This window comes from Brevundimonas sp. C43, from assembly GCF_030732185.1.
Lineage (GTDB): Bacteria > Pseudomonadota > Alphaproteobacteria > Caulobacterales > Caulobacteraceae > Brevundimonas > Brevundimonas diminuta_C.
Genome location: NZ_CP132231.1, coordinates 1,086,291 through 1,101,571 on the forward strand (window position 1 = coordinate 1,086,291; position 15,281 = coordinate 1,101,571).

The 15,281-nt window shown below is 64.0% G+C and carries 16 protein-coding genes; 6 read left to right on the forward strand and 10 right to left on the reverse strand.

Annotated features, from left to right (window positions below; translation table 11 throughout):
• Positions 1-8 precede the first annotated feature (8 nt).
• Both Q9R14_RS05485 and glnA read left to right on the forward strand, forming a co-directional pair.
• Positions 9-347, forward strand: coding sequence for a P-II family nitrogen regulator (locus tag Q9R14_RS05485; protein WP_008261682.1), 339 nt, complete (start codon positions 9-11; stop codon positions 345-347).
• 81 nt (positions 348-428) lie between these two features.
• Positions 429-1,835: a type I glutamate--ammonia ligase gene (glnA, locus tag Q9R14_RS05490; protein WP_066551526.1), complete on the forward strand. Its 1,407-nt coding sequence runs from the start codon at positions 429-431 to the stop codon at positions 1,833-1,835.
• A gap of 99 nt (positions 1,836-1,934) precedes the next feature.
• Here glnA and tatC read toward each other — a convergent pair whose 3' ends face one another.
• From tatC to Q9R14_RS05505, 3 genes are read right to left on the reverse strand one after another with little or no spacing between them, the layout of a single operon-like run.
• Positions 1,935-2,825 carry a twin-arginine translocase subunit TatC gene (tatC, locus tag Q9R14_RS05495; RefSeq protein ID WP_295240257.1) on the reverse strand — a complete coding sequence of 297 codons (891 nt, stop codon included), beginning with the start codon at positions 2,823-2,825 and terminating at the stop codon, positions 1,935-1,937.
• Complete coding sequence (gene tatB / locus Q9R14_RS05500) at positions 2,822-3,400, reverse strand: Sec-independent protein translocase protein TatB (protein WP_306003738.1); 579 nt, start codon at positions 3,398-3,400, stop codon at positions 2,822-2,824. Before tatB ends, tatC begins: the two co-directional genes overlap by 4 nt.
• 23 nt (positions 3,401-3,423) lie before the next feature.
• On the reverse strand, positions 3,424-3,642 hold the full coding sequence (locus tag Q9R14_RS05505) for a twin-arginine translocase TatA/TatE family subunit (RefSeq protein WP_017503863.1): 219 nt from the start codon (positions 3,640-3,642) through the stop codon (positions 3,424-3,426).
• 110 nt (positions 3,643-3,752) lie between these two features.
• Here Q9R14_RS05505 and rnhA point away from each other — a divergent pair, with 110 nt between their 5' ends.
• A complete protein-coding gene (gene rnhA, locus Q9R14_RS05510; RefSeq protein ID WP_306003739.1) occupies positions 3,753-4,205 on the forward strand; it encodes a ribonuclease HI in 453 nt (150 codons plus the stop codon).
• Here rnhA and Q9R14_RS05515 read toward each other — a convergent pair.
• The 7 genes from Q9R14_RS05515 to kdsA form a co-directional block, all read right to left on the reverse strand.
• Positions 4,202-5,599: an MFS transporter gene (locus Q9R14_RS05515; protein ID WP_306003740.1), complete on the reverse strand. Its 1,398-nt coding sequence runs from the start codon at positions 5,597-5,599 to the stop codon at positions 4,202-4,204. The two genes, rnhA and Q9R14_RS05515, sit on opposite strands and share 4 nt — an antisense overlap.
• A gap of 30 nt (positions 5,600-5,629) precedes the next feature.
• Positions 5,630-6,088: an NfeD family protein gene (locus tag Q9R14_RS05520; RefSeq protein WP_306003741.1), complete on the reverse strand. Its 459-nt coding sequence runs from the start codon at positions 6,086-6,088 to the stop codon at positions 5,630-5,632.
• A 17-nt stretch (positions 6,089-6,105) separates the two neighbouring features.
• Positions 6,106-7,095, reverse strand: coding sequence for an SPFH domain-containing protein (locus Q9R14_RS05525; RefSeq protein WP_066551520.1), 990 nt, complete (start codon positions 7,093-7,095; stop codon positions 6,106-6,108).
• A 75-nt stretch (positions 7,096-7,170) separates the two neighbouring features.
• On the reverse strand, positions 7,171-8,262 hold the full coding sequence (locus Q9R14_RS05530) for a DUF3089 domain-containing protein (protein ID WP_306003742.1): 1,092 nt from the start codon (positions 8,260-8,262) through the stop codon (positions 7,171-7,173).
• The gene (gene rfaD / locus Q9R14_RS05535) at positions 8,262-9,263 is read right to left on the reverse strand and encodes an ADP-glyceromanno-heptose 6-epimerase (protein WP_306003743.1); all 1,002 of its coding nucleotides are present in this window, start codon (positions 9,261-9,263) and stop codon (positions 8,262-8,264) included. The genes Q9R14_RS05530 and rfaD overlap by 1 nt, the downstream gene beginning before the upstream one ends.
• Positions 9,263-10,741 (reverse strand): D-glycero-beta-D-manno-heptose 1-phosphate adenylyltransferase, encoded by a 1,479-nt coding sequence (rfaE2, locus tag Q9R14_RS05540; protein ID WP_306003744.1) that lies wholly within the window; start codon positions 10,739-10,741, stop codon positions 9,263-9,265. The genes rfaD and rfaE2 overlap by 1 nt, the downstream gene beginning before the upstream one ends.
• Positions 10,742-10,759: 18 nt before the next feature.
• Positions 10,760-11,638 carry a 3-deoxy-8-phosphooctulonate synthase gene (gene kdsA / locus Q9R14_RS05545; protein ID WP_371929765.1) on the reverse strand — a complete coding sequence of 293 codons (879 nt, stop codon included), beginning with the start codon at positions 11,636-11,638 and terminating at the stop codon, positions 10,760-10,762.
• A gap of 111 nt (positions 11,639-11,749) precedes the next feature.
• On the opposite strand from kdsA, the gene Q9R14_RS05550 reads away from it, so the two are divergent.
• Genes Q9R14_RS05550 through sseA form a run of 3 tightly spaced genes read left to right on the forward strand, consistent with a single transcriptional unit; the run spans position 11,750 to position 15,281 of the window.
• The gene (locus Q9R14_RS05550) at positions 11,750-13,207 is read left to right on the forward strand and encodes a deoxyribodipyrimidine photo-lyase (protein ID WP_306003745.1); all 1,458 of its coding nucleotides are present in this window, start codon (positions 11,750-11,752) and stop codon (positions 13,205-13,207) included.
• 32 nt (positions 13,208-13,239) lie between these two features.
• Complete coding sequence (locus tag Q9R14_RS05555) at positions 13,240-14,460, forward strand: cyclopropane-fatty-acyl-phospholipid synthase family protein (RefSeq protein ID WP_306003746.1); 1,221 nt, start codon at positions 13,240-13,242, stop codon at positions 14,458-14,460.
• Positions 14,457-15,281, forward strand: a complete 825-nt coding sequence (gene sseA / locus Q9R14_RS05560) for a 3-mercaptopyruvate sulfurtransferase (RefSeq protein WP_306003747.1) — start codon at positions 14,457-14,459, stop codon at positions 15,279-15,281. The genes Q9R14_RS05555 and sseA overlap by 4 nt, the downstream gene beginning before the upstream one ends.

Consider the following 15,281-nt stretch of genomic DNA (forward strand, 5'->3'; position numbering starts at 1 on the left):
GGGTCGCCATGAAGAAAATCGAAGCCATCATCAAGCCTTTCAAGCTGGATGACGTCAAAGAGGCGCTCCAGGACGTGGGCGTGCAAGGCATGACTGTGCTGGAGGCCAAGGGATATGGCCGCCAGAAGGGTCATTCCGAACTGTATCGCGGCGCGGAGTACGTCATCGACTTCCTGCCCAAGATCAAGATCGAGGTGGTCGTCGCCGACGACCTCGCACCCGCAGTTGTCGAGGCCATTCAGACCTCGGCCCGCACAGGCAAGATCGGCGACGGCAAGATCTTCGTGTCCGACGTCGCCGAGGTGATCCGCATCCGCACCGGCGAAACCGGAGCCCAAGCCGTCTGACCTGACTACCCTCCCCGGCCCTCGGCCCTAGGGTCGCGGTCCGATCTCCTCCCCAAACGACAAGAACAGGACTTTTCGAGAATGAGCGCCAGCAAGATCCTCAAAGAGATCAAGGATGAGGAGGTCCAATATGTGGACGTCCGCTTCACCGACACGCGCGGCCGTCTGCAGCACGTCACCTTTGACGTCGATCTGGTCGACGAGGACTTCCTGAACGAAGGCACGATGTTCGACGGCTCGTCGATCGCCGGCTGGAAGGCCATCAACGAGTCCGACATGCTGCTGAAGCCGGACCTGACCACGGCCTATATCGATCCCTTCTATCAGCAGAAGACGATGTTCCTGTTCTGCGACGTGCTGAACCCGGACACCGGCGAGCCCTACAACCGCGACAGCCGCTCGATGGCCAAGAAGGCGCTGTCCTACGTCCAGTCGTCGGGCGTGGGCGACCAGGTCTTCTTCGGACCGGAAGCCGAGTTCTTCATCTTCGACGACGTGCGCTGGTCCACCCAGCCGCACGACACCGGCTACAGCTACGATTCGACCGAGCTGCCGGCCAACACGGGCGCCGAATATTCCGAAGGCAATATGGGCCATCGCCCTGGGCCCAAGGGCGGCTATTTCCCCGTCAATCCGGTCGATTCCGGTCAGGACCTGCGCGGCGAAATGCTGGGCGTCATGCGCGATCTGGGCCTTCAGCCCGAGAAGCACCACCACGAGGTGGCTCCGGCTCAGCACGAACTGGGCCTGAAGTTCTCGGACCTGCTGACCATGGCCGACCGCCTGCAGCTCTATAAGTACGTGATCCATAATGTGGCCCACGCCTACGGCAAGTCGGCGACCTTTATGGCCAAGCCGATGTTTGCGGACAACGGTTCGGGCATGCACGTCCACATGTCGATCTGGAAGGACGGCAAGCCCCAGTTCGCCGGCGACCAGTACGCCGGTCTGTCGCAGGAATGTCTGTGGTACATCGGCGGCATCATCAAACACGCCAAGGCCATCAACGCCTTCGCCAACTCGACCACCAACTCCTACAAGCGTCTGGTCCCCGGCTATGAAGCCCCGGTGAAGCTGGCCTATTCGGCCCGCAACCGCTCGGCCTCGATCCGTATCCCGCACGTCTCCTCGCCCAAGGCCAAGCGTCTGGAAGCCCGCTTCCCCGACCCGATGGGTAACCCCTATCTGACCTTCGTCGCCCTGCTGATGGCCGGTCTGGACGGGATCGAGAACCGTATCGATCCGGGCGCGCCCGCCGACAAGAACCTCTACGATCTGCCGCCGGAAGAGCGCGGCTCGATCCCCGAAGTCTGCGGCTCGCTGCGTGAAGCGCTGGAGAACCTGGATAAGGACCGCGCCTTCCTCAAGAAGGGCGGCGTGATGGATGACGACTTCATCGACAGCTACATCGAGCTGAAGATGGAAGAGGTGATGCGTCTTCAGCTGCATCCGCACCCGGTCGAGTTCGACATGTACTACAGCTGCTGATCACCTGATCGCAGCCAAGACAAAGGGCCGGGGATCACTCCCCGGCCCTTTTTGCGTGGCTTGACTGCTTCGAGCAGCGATCGACACGCCGAGGTCGCGCTAAGCGATCTCGGCTTCCAGATCGTCCGACTTCTTGCGGCGCAGCTCGATCAGTCGCACGCACCAGATTGAAATCTCGTAGAGAATGACCAGAGGCACAGCCAGCATCAGTTGGCTGATCGGATCGGGCGGCGTGACCACGGCCGCGACCACAACCACAGCCACGATGGCGTAGCGCCGACCGGCCGCCATGACCTTGGAACTGATCAGACCGGCGAGGCCAAGCAGCGTCGTGACCACGGGCAGCTGGAAGCAAAGACCGAAGGCGAGCAGCAACGAGGTGACCAGGCTGAGGTAGTCGGAAATCTTGGTGGTTTGCGCCACGGATATGCCGTCAGTGGCGACCTGCTGGCTCAGCGAGAACAGCATCACGAACGGCAGCATCACGTAATAGACCAGCGCCCCGCCCAGGCAGAACATCACAGGCGCGGCGATCAGGAACGGCAGAAACGCCCCGCGTTCGTTGCGATAGAGACCCGGCGCCACAAACCGGTACATCTGCCATGCCATGACGGGGAAGGTCAGAACCGCCGCGCCAAAGGCGGCGATCTTCATCTTAGTGAACAGTTGTTCCAGCGGCGCCGTGGCGATCAGCTGCACAACGGCGGCGCTGCCTGGCGGATAGGGTTTGATCCCCGTCATCACCGCAATCAGTTCGATGGGATTGGCGTGACCGCCGGTCGCCAAGGCAGCGGCATGGATCGCCACGGCGGCCTGATACGGCTTGATCAGCGCAATCTGGATCTGATTGGCGAAGGCGAAGCAGAGGATGAAGGCCAAGAAGAAGGCCACGACGCAGATGAGCAGTCGTCCGCGCAGCTCGATCAGGTGATCCATCAGAGGCGCGCGTGACGCCTCGATCTCGGCCTCGTCACGATCGGAAGGCGTCACAGGTCAGCGGCTTTCTTGCGCGAGGTCTTGGGCTTGGCGGCTGCAGCCTTGGTCTTCGCTGCAGACGCGGCGGTCTTCGGTTTGGCGGCTGAGCGCGGTTTGGCCGTCGCCGATCCGGAAACACCCGTCTCGGTCTTAGCCTTGGGAGCCGATCGCTTGGACTTCGTCGTCATAACGGGCTCAACAGGCGCCGGCGTATCCAGCCATTCATCGGCCGCAGGCGTCATCACCGGCGCCTCCGGCTCGGGCGCAGGCAGGGCAGCCGCCGCAGTCGGCCCGGTCAATCCGGCGTTGATGTCCTTGAACGCGGCGTCCGCCTCGGCGCCCAGGGGATACATGGCCCCCTGCCCCGTGCGCAGCGCCTCGACCTCCTTGCGCAGGTCGTCCAGTTCGGACTGACGCGCCATCTCGTCGAAACTGGATCGGAACTCGTTGGCCATGGCGCGCGCCTTGGCCACCATCTGACCGACGCGCCGCATCAGGACAGGCAGATCCTTTGGCCCCACCACAAGCAGGGCCACCAGACCGATCACCACTAATTCGAAACCCCCGATACCGGGGCCGAGCCCGCCCATGCGTCAGCCCTTACAGACGACGACTAGCGCTTCAACTCTTCCTTTTCCGCCTCGGTGCGCGGCAGCGAGCTGACGCCCTCGTGCGGGCCGTCCTTCTTGTCTTCGTCCTTCAGACCATCCTTGAAGGCGCGGATGCCCTTGGCGGCGTCACCCATGATGCCCGACAGCTTGCCCCGGCCGCCGAACAGCAGCGCGATGACGACGATGACGATGGCCCAATGCCAGATGCTCATGGAGCCCATGGCTAATCTCCTCGCGGGGATCGGTCATCCGATCCCATCCACTCTTATTCGACCCGCATATAGGCGCAGTGATGGCCGCGCGCCAAGGGAGGCTGTAGGTCTGCGCGACTATGAGTCCCTCCGATCACGTCATCATCCACACCGACGGCGCCTGCAAGGGCAATCCGGGCCCCGGAGGCTGGGGCGCCGTGCTTCAGGCCGGCGGCGGTCACGAGAAGGAATTGTGGGGCGGCGAGGCCAACACGACCAACAATCGAATGGAGCTGATGGCCGCCATTATGGCGCTGGAAGCCTTGAAACGGCCCTGTAAGGTCGAACTGCATACCGACAGCAAATACGTCATGCAGGGAATCACCGAATGGATGCGCGGCTGGAAGGCGCGCGGTTGGCTGACGGCCGACAAGAAGCCTGTAAAAAACGCAGAGCTATGGAAGCGGCTGGACGCGGCCCGCCTGCGTCACGACGTGAAATGGCGATGGGTGAAGGGTCATGCCGGCCATGAACTGAACGAACGCGCCGACCAACTGGCGAATCGCGGTGTCGCCGAACTGCCCCGGCGCTAGACCGCCTCGACCTCCTTGTCCGGCTCGGCTGGACGTCGGCGAACGCGCGACCCGCTCATCACCGCGCCAAACAGAGCCGTGACCGCCGCGATCTGAAACCCGTGAGCGACGCCGTTTATCGGCGCGGCCGACAGCAGAAAGGCCACCACCACGGCGCCCAGGGATTGCCCGACGACCCGCGCCATGCCCAGGGTGCCGCCCGCCGCGCCGGCACGATTCTTCGGCGCTTCCGACAACATGGCGCGATTGTTGGGCGACTGGAAAAATCCGAAGCCCGCGCCGCAAAGCGCCATGCGCCAGATGATGTCGAAGTGGCTCGAATCGGCATTGAGGAAACTCAGCGCCATCAGGCCGCATGCGAACAGGCTAAGCCCGATCGCGCCCAGCACGCCCGCCGAATAGCGATCGGAAAGATAGCCAGCCAACGGCGCAGCAATCATGGTCGCCAGTGGCCAAGGCGTCATCAGCAGGCCGGTCTCGACCGCTGTAAGTCCCAATGATCCTTGGAGGAAGAAGGGCAAGGCCACGAACGCCATCATCTGGGCGGTGAAGGATATGATCGACGTCGCGACCGACAGGCTGAACATCGGTCGCGCCAGCAGGTCAAGCGGGATCAACGGCGACGTCCGTGAGCGCTCGTGACGAATCAGCAAGATCCCGGCTGCGAGCCCTGCCCCTGTCAGACCGAAGCCAAGAACGGCCGCCTCACCGTGTGCCAGCGATTGAAGGCCGGTGATCAGCAGGCCGAATGCCGCAGCGTTCAGCGCAGCGCCGAGCCAGTTCAGCTTTCGCGGCTGAAGTCGGTTATGCGGCAGGGTGAAACCCGCCAGCGACACCGCCAGCAGGCCGATCGGCACATTCAGCGCGAACAGCCAGCGCCAGTGTCCGACAGCCAGGATGGCGCTGGCGATGGTCGGCCCCGCGGCTGCCGCCAACGAAACGATCACCGCGTTGATCCCGACCGCACGACCCAGCAGTCGCTGCGGATAGGTGTACCGGACCAAGGCTCCGTTGACGCTCATGATGCCTGCCGCTCCGAAGCCCTGAACAACACGCGCGAGGCTGAGTGTCTCGATGGAGTTGGCGAACACACAGGCGATGGAGGCCAGGGTGAAGACGGCCAGACCGGCCTGCGACACACGGCGATAACCGACGATCTCGCCCAGTGACGCCAGCGGCAAAAGAGCGACCACGATGGCGATCTGATAGGCGTTGACGATCCAGATCGAGGCGGCCGATGACGCCTGTAGATCCTGCGCAATCGACGGCAGGGCGACATTGGCGATCGCGCCATCCAGAACGGCAAGCGTAATGCCCAGGCCGATGGACACGATGGCCCAATAGCGCCTGGGTGTCGGCAAGCCGTCTGTGCCGGCGGTTTGGCTGTCAGTCATGCCTGACGAACGCCGCGCGACGCTTGCGGTTCAGACGGGCGACTGCACCGTCAGCAAGGAGCCGTTCACCCGCATCACAACAACGTCCTGCCCCTCGATCGGCGCCTCGCCAACGATCTCGGCCGGCCATTCAGCGCCGGAGATGAAGACACGACCGCGGCCCGAGACGAACGTCTCGACCACGCGCGCACGCTGGCCGACCAGACGGCTGTCGCGGTCGTTGATGTCGGGACCGTCGGGATTGGCTTTAGAGATCAGACGACGGGACAGCAGGGTGGCGATGACAGTCAGAACCGCGAAGACGGCGACCTCGTTCGGCAGCCCCAACCGCACACCCGCCGCCGTCATGACCGCGACGACGCCGGCCGAAACAGCGGGCCACAGCAGCCACTCGGTCGAGAACATCGCCTCGATCGCCAGCAGCAGAACCCCGATCGCCAACCAGATCCAGAACGGCTGGGCGACATAGAGATCAGCAAGCGACATCATCGGGCAGCCTCCTTGGATCAGGCCGAGGGTGGAACGGAGCCCCCGGCGGGGCGGCGGGGCGGCGCGGGCCGCACGGGCGGCGTCGCGGCCGAGTTTTGATCCTTGGCCAGGCTGACCATCTCGCCGATGCCGGCGATCGTGCCGACCAAGGCGCCCATTTCGGCGGGCACGATGACGGTGCGTTGCTGCGGGCTGCGCGCCAGTTCGGCGAAGGCTTCGACGTATTTCTGAGCGACGAAATAGTTGATGGCGTTGACGTCCCCGCGGGCGATGGCTTCCGACACCATGGCCGTGGCGCGGGCCTCGGCCTCGGCCTCACGCTCGCGCGCCTCGGCATCGCGGAAGGCGGCTTCCTTGCGGCCCTCAGCCTGAAGGATAGCGGCCTGTTTGGCGCCCTCGGCGCGGGCGATGGCGGCGGATTTCTCGCCGTCGGCCTCGGTGATGACGGCCCGACGTTCACGCTCGGCCTTCATCTGACGCGCCATGGCGTTGGTGATGTCGGTCGGCGGGGTCAAATCCTTGATCTCGATCCGATTGACCTTGACGCCCCACGGCTCGGTCGCGGCATCGATGACGTGCAGCAGGCGCGTGTTGATACTGTCACGCTGGCTCAGCACCTCGTCCAGTTCCATCGAACCAACCACGGTCCGCAGATTGGTCATGCACAGTTGCGAAATCGCATAGGGCAGATCGTCGACGCGATAAGCGGCGCGGGCGGAATCCATCACCTGGATGAAGACGATGCCGTCGACCTTCACCATGGCGTTGTCCTTGGTGATGACCTCCTGGGTCGGGACGTCCAGAACCTGCTCCATCATGTTCATGCGGCGGCCGACCCGCTCCACGAACGGGGTCAGGAAGCCGATGCCGGGGCTCAACGTCTTCGTGTATTTGCCAAAGCGTTCGACTGTGAATTCACGGCCTTGCGGCACGATCTTGATCACGCTGATCAACAGCACGATGGCCAGCAGCAGCACGACGCCGGCGAAGATGGTGGTCACGTCCATTCAGATCCCTCCCTGACGCGGCAAGCCTACCCGCTGCGCGCGAGCGGCGCCAGACAAACCGGGAGGACGGCCACCTTAAAGGCCGTGCTTGGCTCGCCAGGCCGCCATACGCACGCTGACGTCACGTTCGATATCGCCGTAGAAGAGGTTGTAGGGCACGATCTTGCGCCGGTCCGCCCAACTGCCGCCAGCCGTCAAAAAGTCGGCATCCGGCGCGCTATGCCACAACAGGCCGCCACGACATTGCGTGGAGATCAGCCGACCCGTGAGAGCGGGTCGGGCGCCCCATTCCAAACCGGTCGCATTGGTGGCACCGCTGTGCTGACGCGCCGCGGCACGCGGTTGGCTGGCAGCACCCGTTACCGGATTCACGCAGATGGGGTCAGTAGACAGGTTCACCAGATCGCCCCGATCATCCCACTCCAGGGCGCGCCTCAGCTTGCGCCGCGCGCCCGGTTCGTCGCCGTCCTGCACCGACGCCCAGGCCACGATACATCCCGTTTGGTCGGCCGTGTCGCAGGGAGAGATCGCCTGCCGGAACATCTCGCGCCCGACCAGGGTCTCGATCAGATAGGCGGCGACAAGCCTGTCCTTCAGCGCCGGACTGGCGCGGAGCCGGTCGCGAACGAGACGCGCCGTCAGTTCCCCGCCCTGTTCGACGCCGGCGATCACGATCGGGCCGGCAGGATGCTGTCGCAGCCACAAGTCGAAGGCGGCCTTCACATCGTCATAGGCGAAGGCGCGCGCTTCACGGGCGTCGTCTCGCAAGGTCAGGCGCGTGTAAAGGCTGGCTTGGCGATACAGCGGCGCGCTTACCCTTCCTTCCCGAGCGAAGGGCGACGCATAGTTGGGCAGCACGACGCGTCGCATATAGGCGTTGGCCCGCGCGTCGTCGATCGGCCCATTCCACTCGGCCCCGCCATCGAAAGTGGTCGGCATGACGAAGAAGACCGCCGCCTGACTAGGCGCGCCCTGATCGATCAGCGCCCAGGAGGATGTTTTTCGATAGTCGGGCGCGGGCGGCGGCTTGTAGGTTTGAAACGGCACCTGCGGGTCCAGACCTGCCCTCAGGATGTCGCCGCTCCAAACCGCGACGGCCGCCGTCAGCACGAAGACGGCGGCGAAGCCTGCATATCCGACCCATTGCCTGAAGGTCAGCCGACGCATCAGCGGTACGGATCAGCCGTGGCGAGGAAGTCCTGCACGTAGCGCCGCACGCCCTCTTCCAGCGGCGTGGATTGACCCTCGAAGCCTGCGGCGCGGATGCGATCCATGCGGGCTTCGGTGAAATATTGGTAGCGGTCGCGGATCGACAGGGGCGTATCGACATAGTCGATGGAGGGCGTCTTGCCGGCGGCGTCAAACGTTGCGCGCGCAAGATCGGCGAACGACCGCGCCTGACCCGAGCCGGCGTTGAAGATGCCCGAGACCTGCGGCGACTGGAGCAAAAACTCGATGATATCGACTACATCGTCGACATAGACAAAGTCGCGCATCTGGCCGCCGTCCGCATAGTTCGGATTGTGCGACCGAAACAAAGTCACGGTCTCGCCTGCGGCGACCTTGGGCCAGATCTGAGCTACGACCGATTTCATTCCGCCCTTGTGACCTTCGTTCGGGCCATAGACGTTGAAGAATTTCAGCCCTGCCCACTGGGGCGGCGCCTGCCCCCGATCCGCCTGCCGAACAGCATACTGGTCAAACAGCATCTTCGAATAGCCATAGGCATTTAGAGGGCGAAGCTGCGACAACGAGTCTGCATCGTCATCGTCGTTGAAGCCCGTCTCTCCGTCGCCATAGGTCGCAGCGGAAGACGCGTAGATCATCCGCGAGCCCCGGATTGAGCACCAGTCCCACAGGTCGCGGGATAGGATGAAGTTGGTCCGCAGAATCAGGTCGGCGTCCGGCTGGGTCGTTGAAGAGATCGCCCCCATATGCACCACGGCCTCAATCCGCTCGGCGTGGCGCTCCAGCTGCTCGAACAGTTCTTCCGGCGACCAGAAGTCGGCAATTGCGTGCTTGGCCAGGTTCTTCCACTTGGCCAGGTCGGCCGTCTCCAGCCGATCGCAGACGACCACATCATAAGCGGTCCCCGCCGTCAGCCGCGCGACGATGTTTGAACCGATGAAACCGGCGCCGCCGGTCACGACGATCATTCTCGGCGTCATCACTCGTGTCCTATCGCTGCCGCTACTTGAGGACCGGCCGTCATCTTCTCGATCGTTCGCGTGGTCGAATAGCCGTCCTTGAAATCCGCCAGCTTGACCTCGCCGCCCCAGCTTTCGACCAGGTCGCCGCCCACGACGCCTTCTCGCGTGTAGTCCGAGCCCTTGATCAGAACATCGGGACGCAACCGTTCGATTAGGGCGATCGGCGTCGGATCGTCAAAGCTGGTGACGCGGTCGACGCTGGCCAGCCCGCCGATGACGACGGCGCGACTGTCCAGATCGTTCACAGGTCGCCCCTCGCCCTTCAGTCGTTTGACGGAGGCGTCGGTGTTCAGCGCCACGACCAGACGATCGCACCAGCTGCGCGCCTGAGCCAGATAGGCCACATGGCCGCGGTGCAGGATGTCGAAACAGCCGTTGGTGAAACCGACCTTCAGGCCCTGACGTCGCCAACCCTCGACCTCGACCGCCAACTCTTCGAGCGGCGTCACCTTGGATACCGCAGCGGTGGCGTGCTGGCTCAGCTCGGCTTCGATCAGCTCGGCGGGTGTAACTACAGCCGTGCCGGCCTTCCCGACAACCACGCCAGAAGCCAGGATGGCGAACTCGACTGCCATCTCCAGCGACGCGCCCGCGCCGAGCGCCAAACCGATGGCGGCCAGGCCTGTATCGCCGGCTCCAGACACGTCGAAGACCTCGCGCGCCCGGCCAGGGAAGTGCTTCACCTGTTCGCCGCGCCGCGCCAGGCTCATACCCTTCCCTGCTCGGGTGACGATGATCGCCTTGGCGGTCGTGGCGGCCAGCAAGGCAGCCAGCGCCGTCTCGACCTCGGCGTCCGTCCCGACCGGCAGGCCGGTGGCGCCGGCCAGTTCCGAAGCATTGGGCTTGATGACATCCACCGCGCCGTACCGAGCGAAATCCCTTCCCTTTGGATCGACGACGATCGGCGCACCGGATGTCTGCGCCGCGTTCAGCGCCGAAGCCAGAAGCGCATCGCTGACGACGCCCTTGGCGTAATCTGAGAGCAAATAGACTGAAGCCTCTGCAAACGCGTTCGAATCTTGGATCAGCGTCGGCGCAGCCTCGTCATCTAGTCGCAGCAGCTGTTGGCCGCCCGAAACGAAGCGCGTCTTCACGATGGTGGACGCGCCTGCCGGCCTCGCCACGACGTCCTCGATGTGCGGCTCCGCGGCGATCAGAGCGGTCAGTTCCGCCCCGGCCGCGTCGTCGCCGATCACGGCGCCCAGCCGCGCCACCCCACCCAAGGCCGCGATATTGCGCGCGACGTTGCCGACGCCGCCCGGCATGGCGACGGTGCGGCTGGTGCGGAGCACGGGAATCGGCGCCTCGGGCGAGATGCGGCTGACCTCGCCATAGACGTAGCGATCCAGCATCAGGTCGCCGACGCAGGCGATCTTCAGGCCGCGCACGCGCTCCAACAGGCTTTGCAGGGCGCCCAGGTCCAGGGTGTCAGACATGGGTCCGACCTAGAGGATTCAGGCGGCCTGCGCCACCGGCGCCTTGGCCCCGATCTTGATGGCCAGGTCGTCGAAGGCGATCAGTTGGGCGGCCAGGGCTTCGAACTGGCTCAGCGGCACCATGTTGGGGCCATCCGACGGCGCATTGTCGGGGTCCTGGTGCGTTTCCATGAAGACCGCATCGACGCCCACAGCCACGGCCGCGCGGCCCAGCACCGGCACGAACTCGCGCTGACCGCCCGACGAGGCGCCTTGCCCGCCCGGCTGTTGAACGCTGTGGGTCGCATCGAAAACGACCGGGCAGCCGATCTCGCGCAGCACCGGAAGCGCACGCATGTCGCTGACCAAAGTGTTATAGCCGAAGCTGGCGCCGCGTTCACAGGCCATGACGTTGGCGTTGCCGGCGCCGACCACCTTGGCGATGACGTTCTTCATGTCCCAGGGGGCCAGGAACTGACCCTTCTTGATGTTGATCGCCTTGCCGGTGGCGGCGGCCGCCAGCAGCAGGTCGGTCTGACGGCTGAGGAAGGCCGGAATCTGCAGCACGTCGACGACCTCGCCGACCGGCCCACACTGAACCTCGGAGTGAACATCTGTCAGGGTCGGCAGGCCTGTGACCTCGCGAATCTCGGCGAAGATCGGCATGGCGTCTTTCAGACCGATACCGCGTGCGGCGCTGGCGCTGGTGCGGTTCGCCTTGTCGAAACTGGTCTTGTAGATGATGCCGACGTTCAGCCGCTCGCCGATTTCCTTGAGGGCATGGGCCGTCTCCAGCGCGTGCTGGCGGCTCTCCATCTGGCAAGGACCGGCAATGAAAGCGATTCTTGCGCCGCCGCCGATGACGACAGGCGTCCGAAGACCTTCGGACAACGTAATGACAGCGTTGGGTCGGCTCACGAGGCGGCTCTTTCGACGTTCGGTGTTGTGGATGCGGCTTTTGCCGCAGCTATTGGACCATCAGGTGGCGCTCTGAAGGGATGAGCGCAAGTTATCACGGAGTTCGCCCGCGTGGCCACCAAACCTGTCATCCTGTGGTTTCGCCGCGATCTGCGACTGCATGACAATCCTGCCCTGAACCACGCGGCGGAGACGGGGCGACCAATCCTGCCCGTCTATATTCTGGACGAGCATTTCGAACGGCCGATGGGCGCCGCGTCGCGCTGGTGGCTCGACAAGTCGTTAAGGGCGCTAGATGCGGCGCTTGAAGATCGCGGTTCGCGCCTGATTCTGCGCAAGGGCAATGCGCTGAACCAGCTTCAGGCGCTAGTCGGCGAAACCGATGCCGACACCGTCTTCATGAACCGCCTGTTCGAACCCGAGGCGTTTGAGCATGACGCCGAAATCGCCCACGCGCTCAAGGCGGACGGTATCGAATGCCTCGGCTTCAACGGCGCCCTGCTCTGCCGCCCCGGCGCTGTGCTGAATGGTTCAGGCCAGCCGTACAAGGTTTTCACCCCGTTCTTGAGAGCCCTGTTGGCCACGGCCGAGGCGCCGGTTCACACAACGGGACCGCGCCAAATCCAGACGCCCGAAACTGTTCAATCCGACGACCTCGACGGCTGGAAGCTGCACCCCCATCGTCCGGACTGGTCCAAAGGATTCGACTGGACGCCAGGGGAAGACGGGGCCTCGCAGGCCTTGTCCAGGTTCATACCATCCGGCCTGATGACCTATGCGAAGGATCGCGACTTTCCCGACCGGCAGGGCGCCAACAGCCGCCTTTCGCCGCATCTTCACTGGGGCGAGATCAGCCCCTGGCGGGCGATTGACCGCGCCCGACAGGCGGCCAAAGACGGCAAGGTGTCAGAGTCGGAAGCCGACAAATTCATTGCTGAGATCGGCTGGCGCGAATTCTCGGCGCACCTGCTGCACCATTTTCCCTACATCGCCGAGCGCGCGTTCCGTCCCGAGTATGACGCCATGCCCTGGCGTCAAGACGACGCGAGCCTCAAGGCGTGGCGACAGGGGCGGACCGGATACCCGTTGGTGGACGCCGGTATGCGCCAGCTCTGGACGACAGGGTGGATGCATAATCGGGTTCGGATGGTCGTCGCCTCCCTCCTGATCAAACATCTGCTGATCGACTGGCGCGAAGGCGAAGCCTGGTTCTGGGACACGCTGGTGGATGCCGACCGCGCGAGCAATGTGCAGAACTGGCAGTGGGTCGCAGGCTCGGGCGCAGACGCCTCCCCCTTCTTCCGCATTTTCAATCCCATCACGCAGGGTGAAAAGTTCGATCCCGACGGCGGCTATGTCCGTCGGTGGGTGCCGGAACTTCGCCGCCTGCCCGACCGCTGGCTGCAGTCGCCCTGGACCGCACCCACCGAAGTGCTGCGTGACGCCGGAATCGTTCTAGGGCGCGATTACCCCAAGCCGATCGTAGAACACGAGAAGGGCCGCGCTCGGGCGCTTGCTGCCCTGAAGACCGTTTCCGGTCGCGGCGACGACCACAGCGACCGTGATTGACCCCCTTTGTATTCCGCGTTGAAAGTCAAAAGATGAGCGTCGCACACGCCGATATCGAAGCCGTCGCCAGCCGAACACCGCGCGTGTTCGCCATGTTGCTGCGGCTTCTGGCCGCCAACTGGACCTTCGGCCGCTTGACGGTGCAGTTGCCCAATGGCGAGACCCATGTGCTTCAAGGCAAGCAGCCGGGTCCCAGCGGCATGATGACGGTGCGCGACTACCGGTTCGCACGCCGCGTCCTGGCGGCCGGCGATATCGGATTCGCCGAAGGCTATATCGCGGGCGAGTGGGACAGTCCGCACCTGGCCGGCCTGCTCGAAACCCTGGTGGACAACTACGATCACATCCGGCGCCTGTTCGACGGCAATCTGATCATGTGGGTGGTCAACTGGCTGAGCCACCGCACCAATCGCAACAGCAAGACGGGGTCGAAGAAGAACATCCATGCCCACTACGATCTGGGCAACGCCTTCTATTGCCAGTGGCTGGACGGGACGATGACCTATTCATCGGCCCGCTTCACCCGCGACGGGGAGGCGCTGGAGACAGCGCAGCGTGAGAAATACGCCGGCTTGGCCCGAATGATGGATCTTCGGCCGGGCATGTCAGTGCTGGAAATCGGTTGCGGCTGGGGCGGTTTCGCCGAGTTCGCGGCGCGCGAGATCGGCGCTAAGGTCACCGGGATCACGATTTCTAAAGAGCAGCATGATTACGCTCGCCAGCGCATGTTCAACGCGGGTCTGAGCGACCGCGCCGATATTCAACTGATCGACTACCGCGATGTGCAGGGTCGATTTGATCGGGTGGCGTCCATCGAGATGTTCGAGGCTGTGGGCATGGAGTACTGGCCCGCTTACTTCGGCAAGGTCCACGACGTCCTTCAACCTGGCGGCAAGGCCGGGTTGCAGATCATCACGATCCAGGACGATCTGTTCGACGAATACAACGCCCGGACGGATTTCATCCAAAAGTACGTCTTCCCCGGCGGCATGCTGCCCTCCGAAGAACGGCTGGCGCCGGTCGTATCGAAAGCCGGCCTGTCCTGGCAATCGGTGGAACGGTTCGGCCTCGACTACGCAGCCACGCTCAAGCTTTGGGATGAGCGTTTCCAGGCATCCTGGGCCGAGATCAGCAAGCTTTCCGGTTTTGACGAAAGATTCCGCCGGCTCTGGCACTTTTATCTGGCCTATTGCGAGGCCGGTTTCCGCTCTCGCCGCACCGACGTGATCCAACTGAGCCTGTCTCGACCATGAGCCCGCTGATTTCGACGACGGGCCTCGCCGCGAGATTAGGCGCGCCGGATTTGCGGATCGTTGATGGCAGTTGGCATCTGGACGGCCGTGACGCGCGCGCCGACTTTGAACAGACCCACATCCCTGGCGCCGTCTTTTTCGATCTGGACGCGATATCGGATCACGGCAGTTCTTTGCCCCACATGATGCCGACACCAGAGGCCTTCGGGGCGTCGGTCGAGGCGCTGGGCCTCTCCGTCGACGACCAGATTGTCGTCTATGATACGACCGGATTGTTCTCGGCGGCGCGCGTCTGGTGGATGCTGAAGACGATGGGCGCGACGAGGGTTCAGGTGCTCGACGGCGGCCTGCCGCGCTGGCGTGACGACGGTCTGCCGACCGTTTCCGGACCTTCGGCGGCCGAGGCAAAGGACTTTCGTGCCAAGATAGCGACCGATGCTGTCGCCTCGTTGGACGATGTGCGCGCGGCCTTGGCTCAAGATACTCAAGTCGTGGATGCGCGCGGCGCACCGCGATTTAAGGGCGCAGCGCCCGAACCTCGCGCCGGCGTTCGCAGCGGCCATATGCCCGGCGCGCGCAACCTCCCCTATGGCCGACTGCTAAACGAAAACGGCACGATGACACGTGGCTCAGCCTTGGAGCAGGCCTTTGCGGACGCCGGCGTGGATATCAACCGACAGGTCATCACGACCTGCGGATCCGGAGTGACCGCTGCTATACTGACACTGGGCCTGGCCGAACTCGGCCACCCATCGCGGCTCTATGACGGCTCCTGGGCCGAATGGGGCGCCCGAACGGACACCCCCGTCGAAACCGGCTAA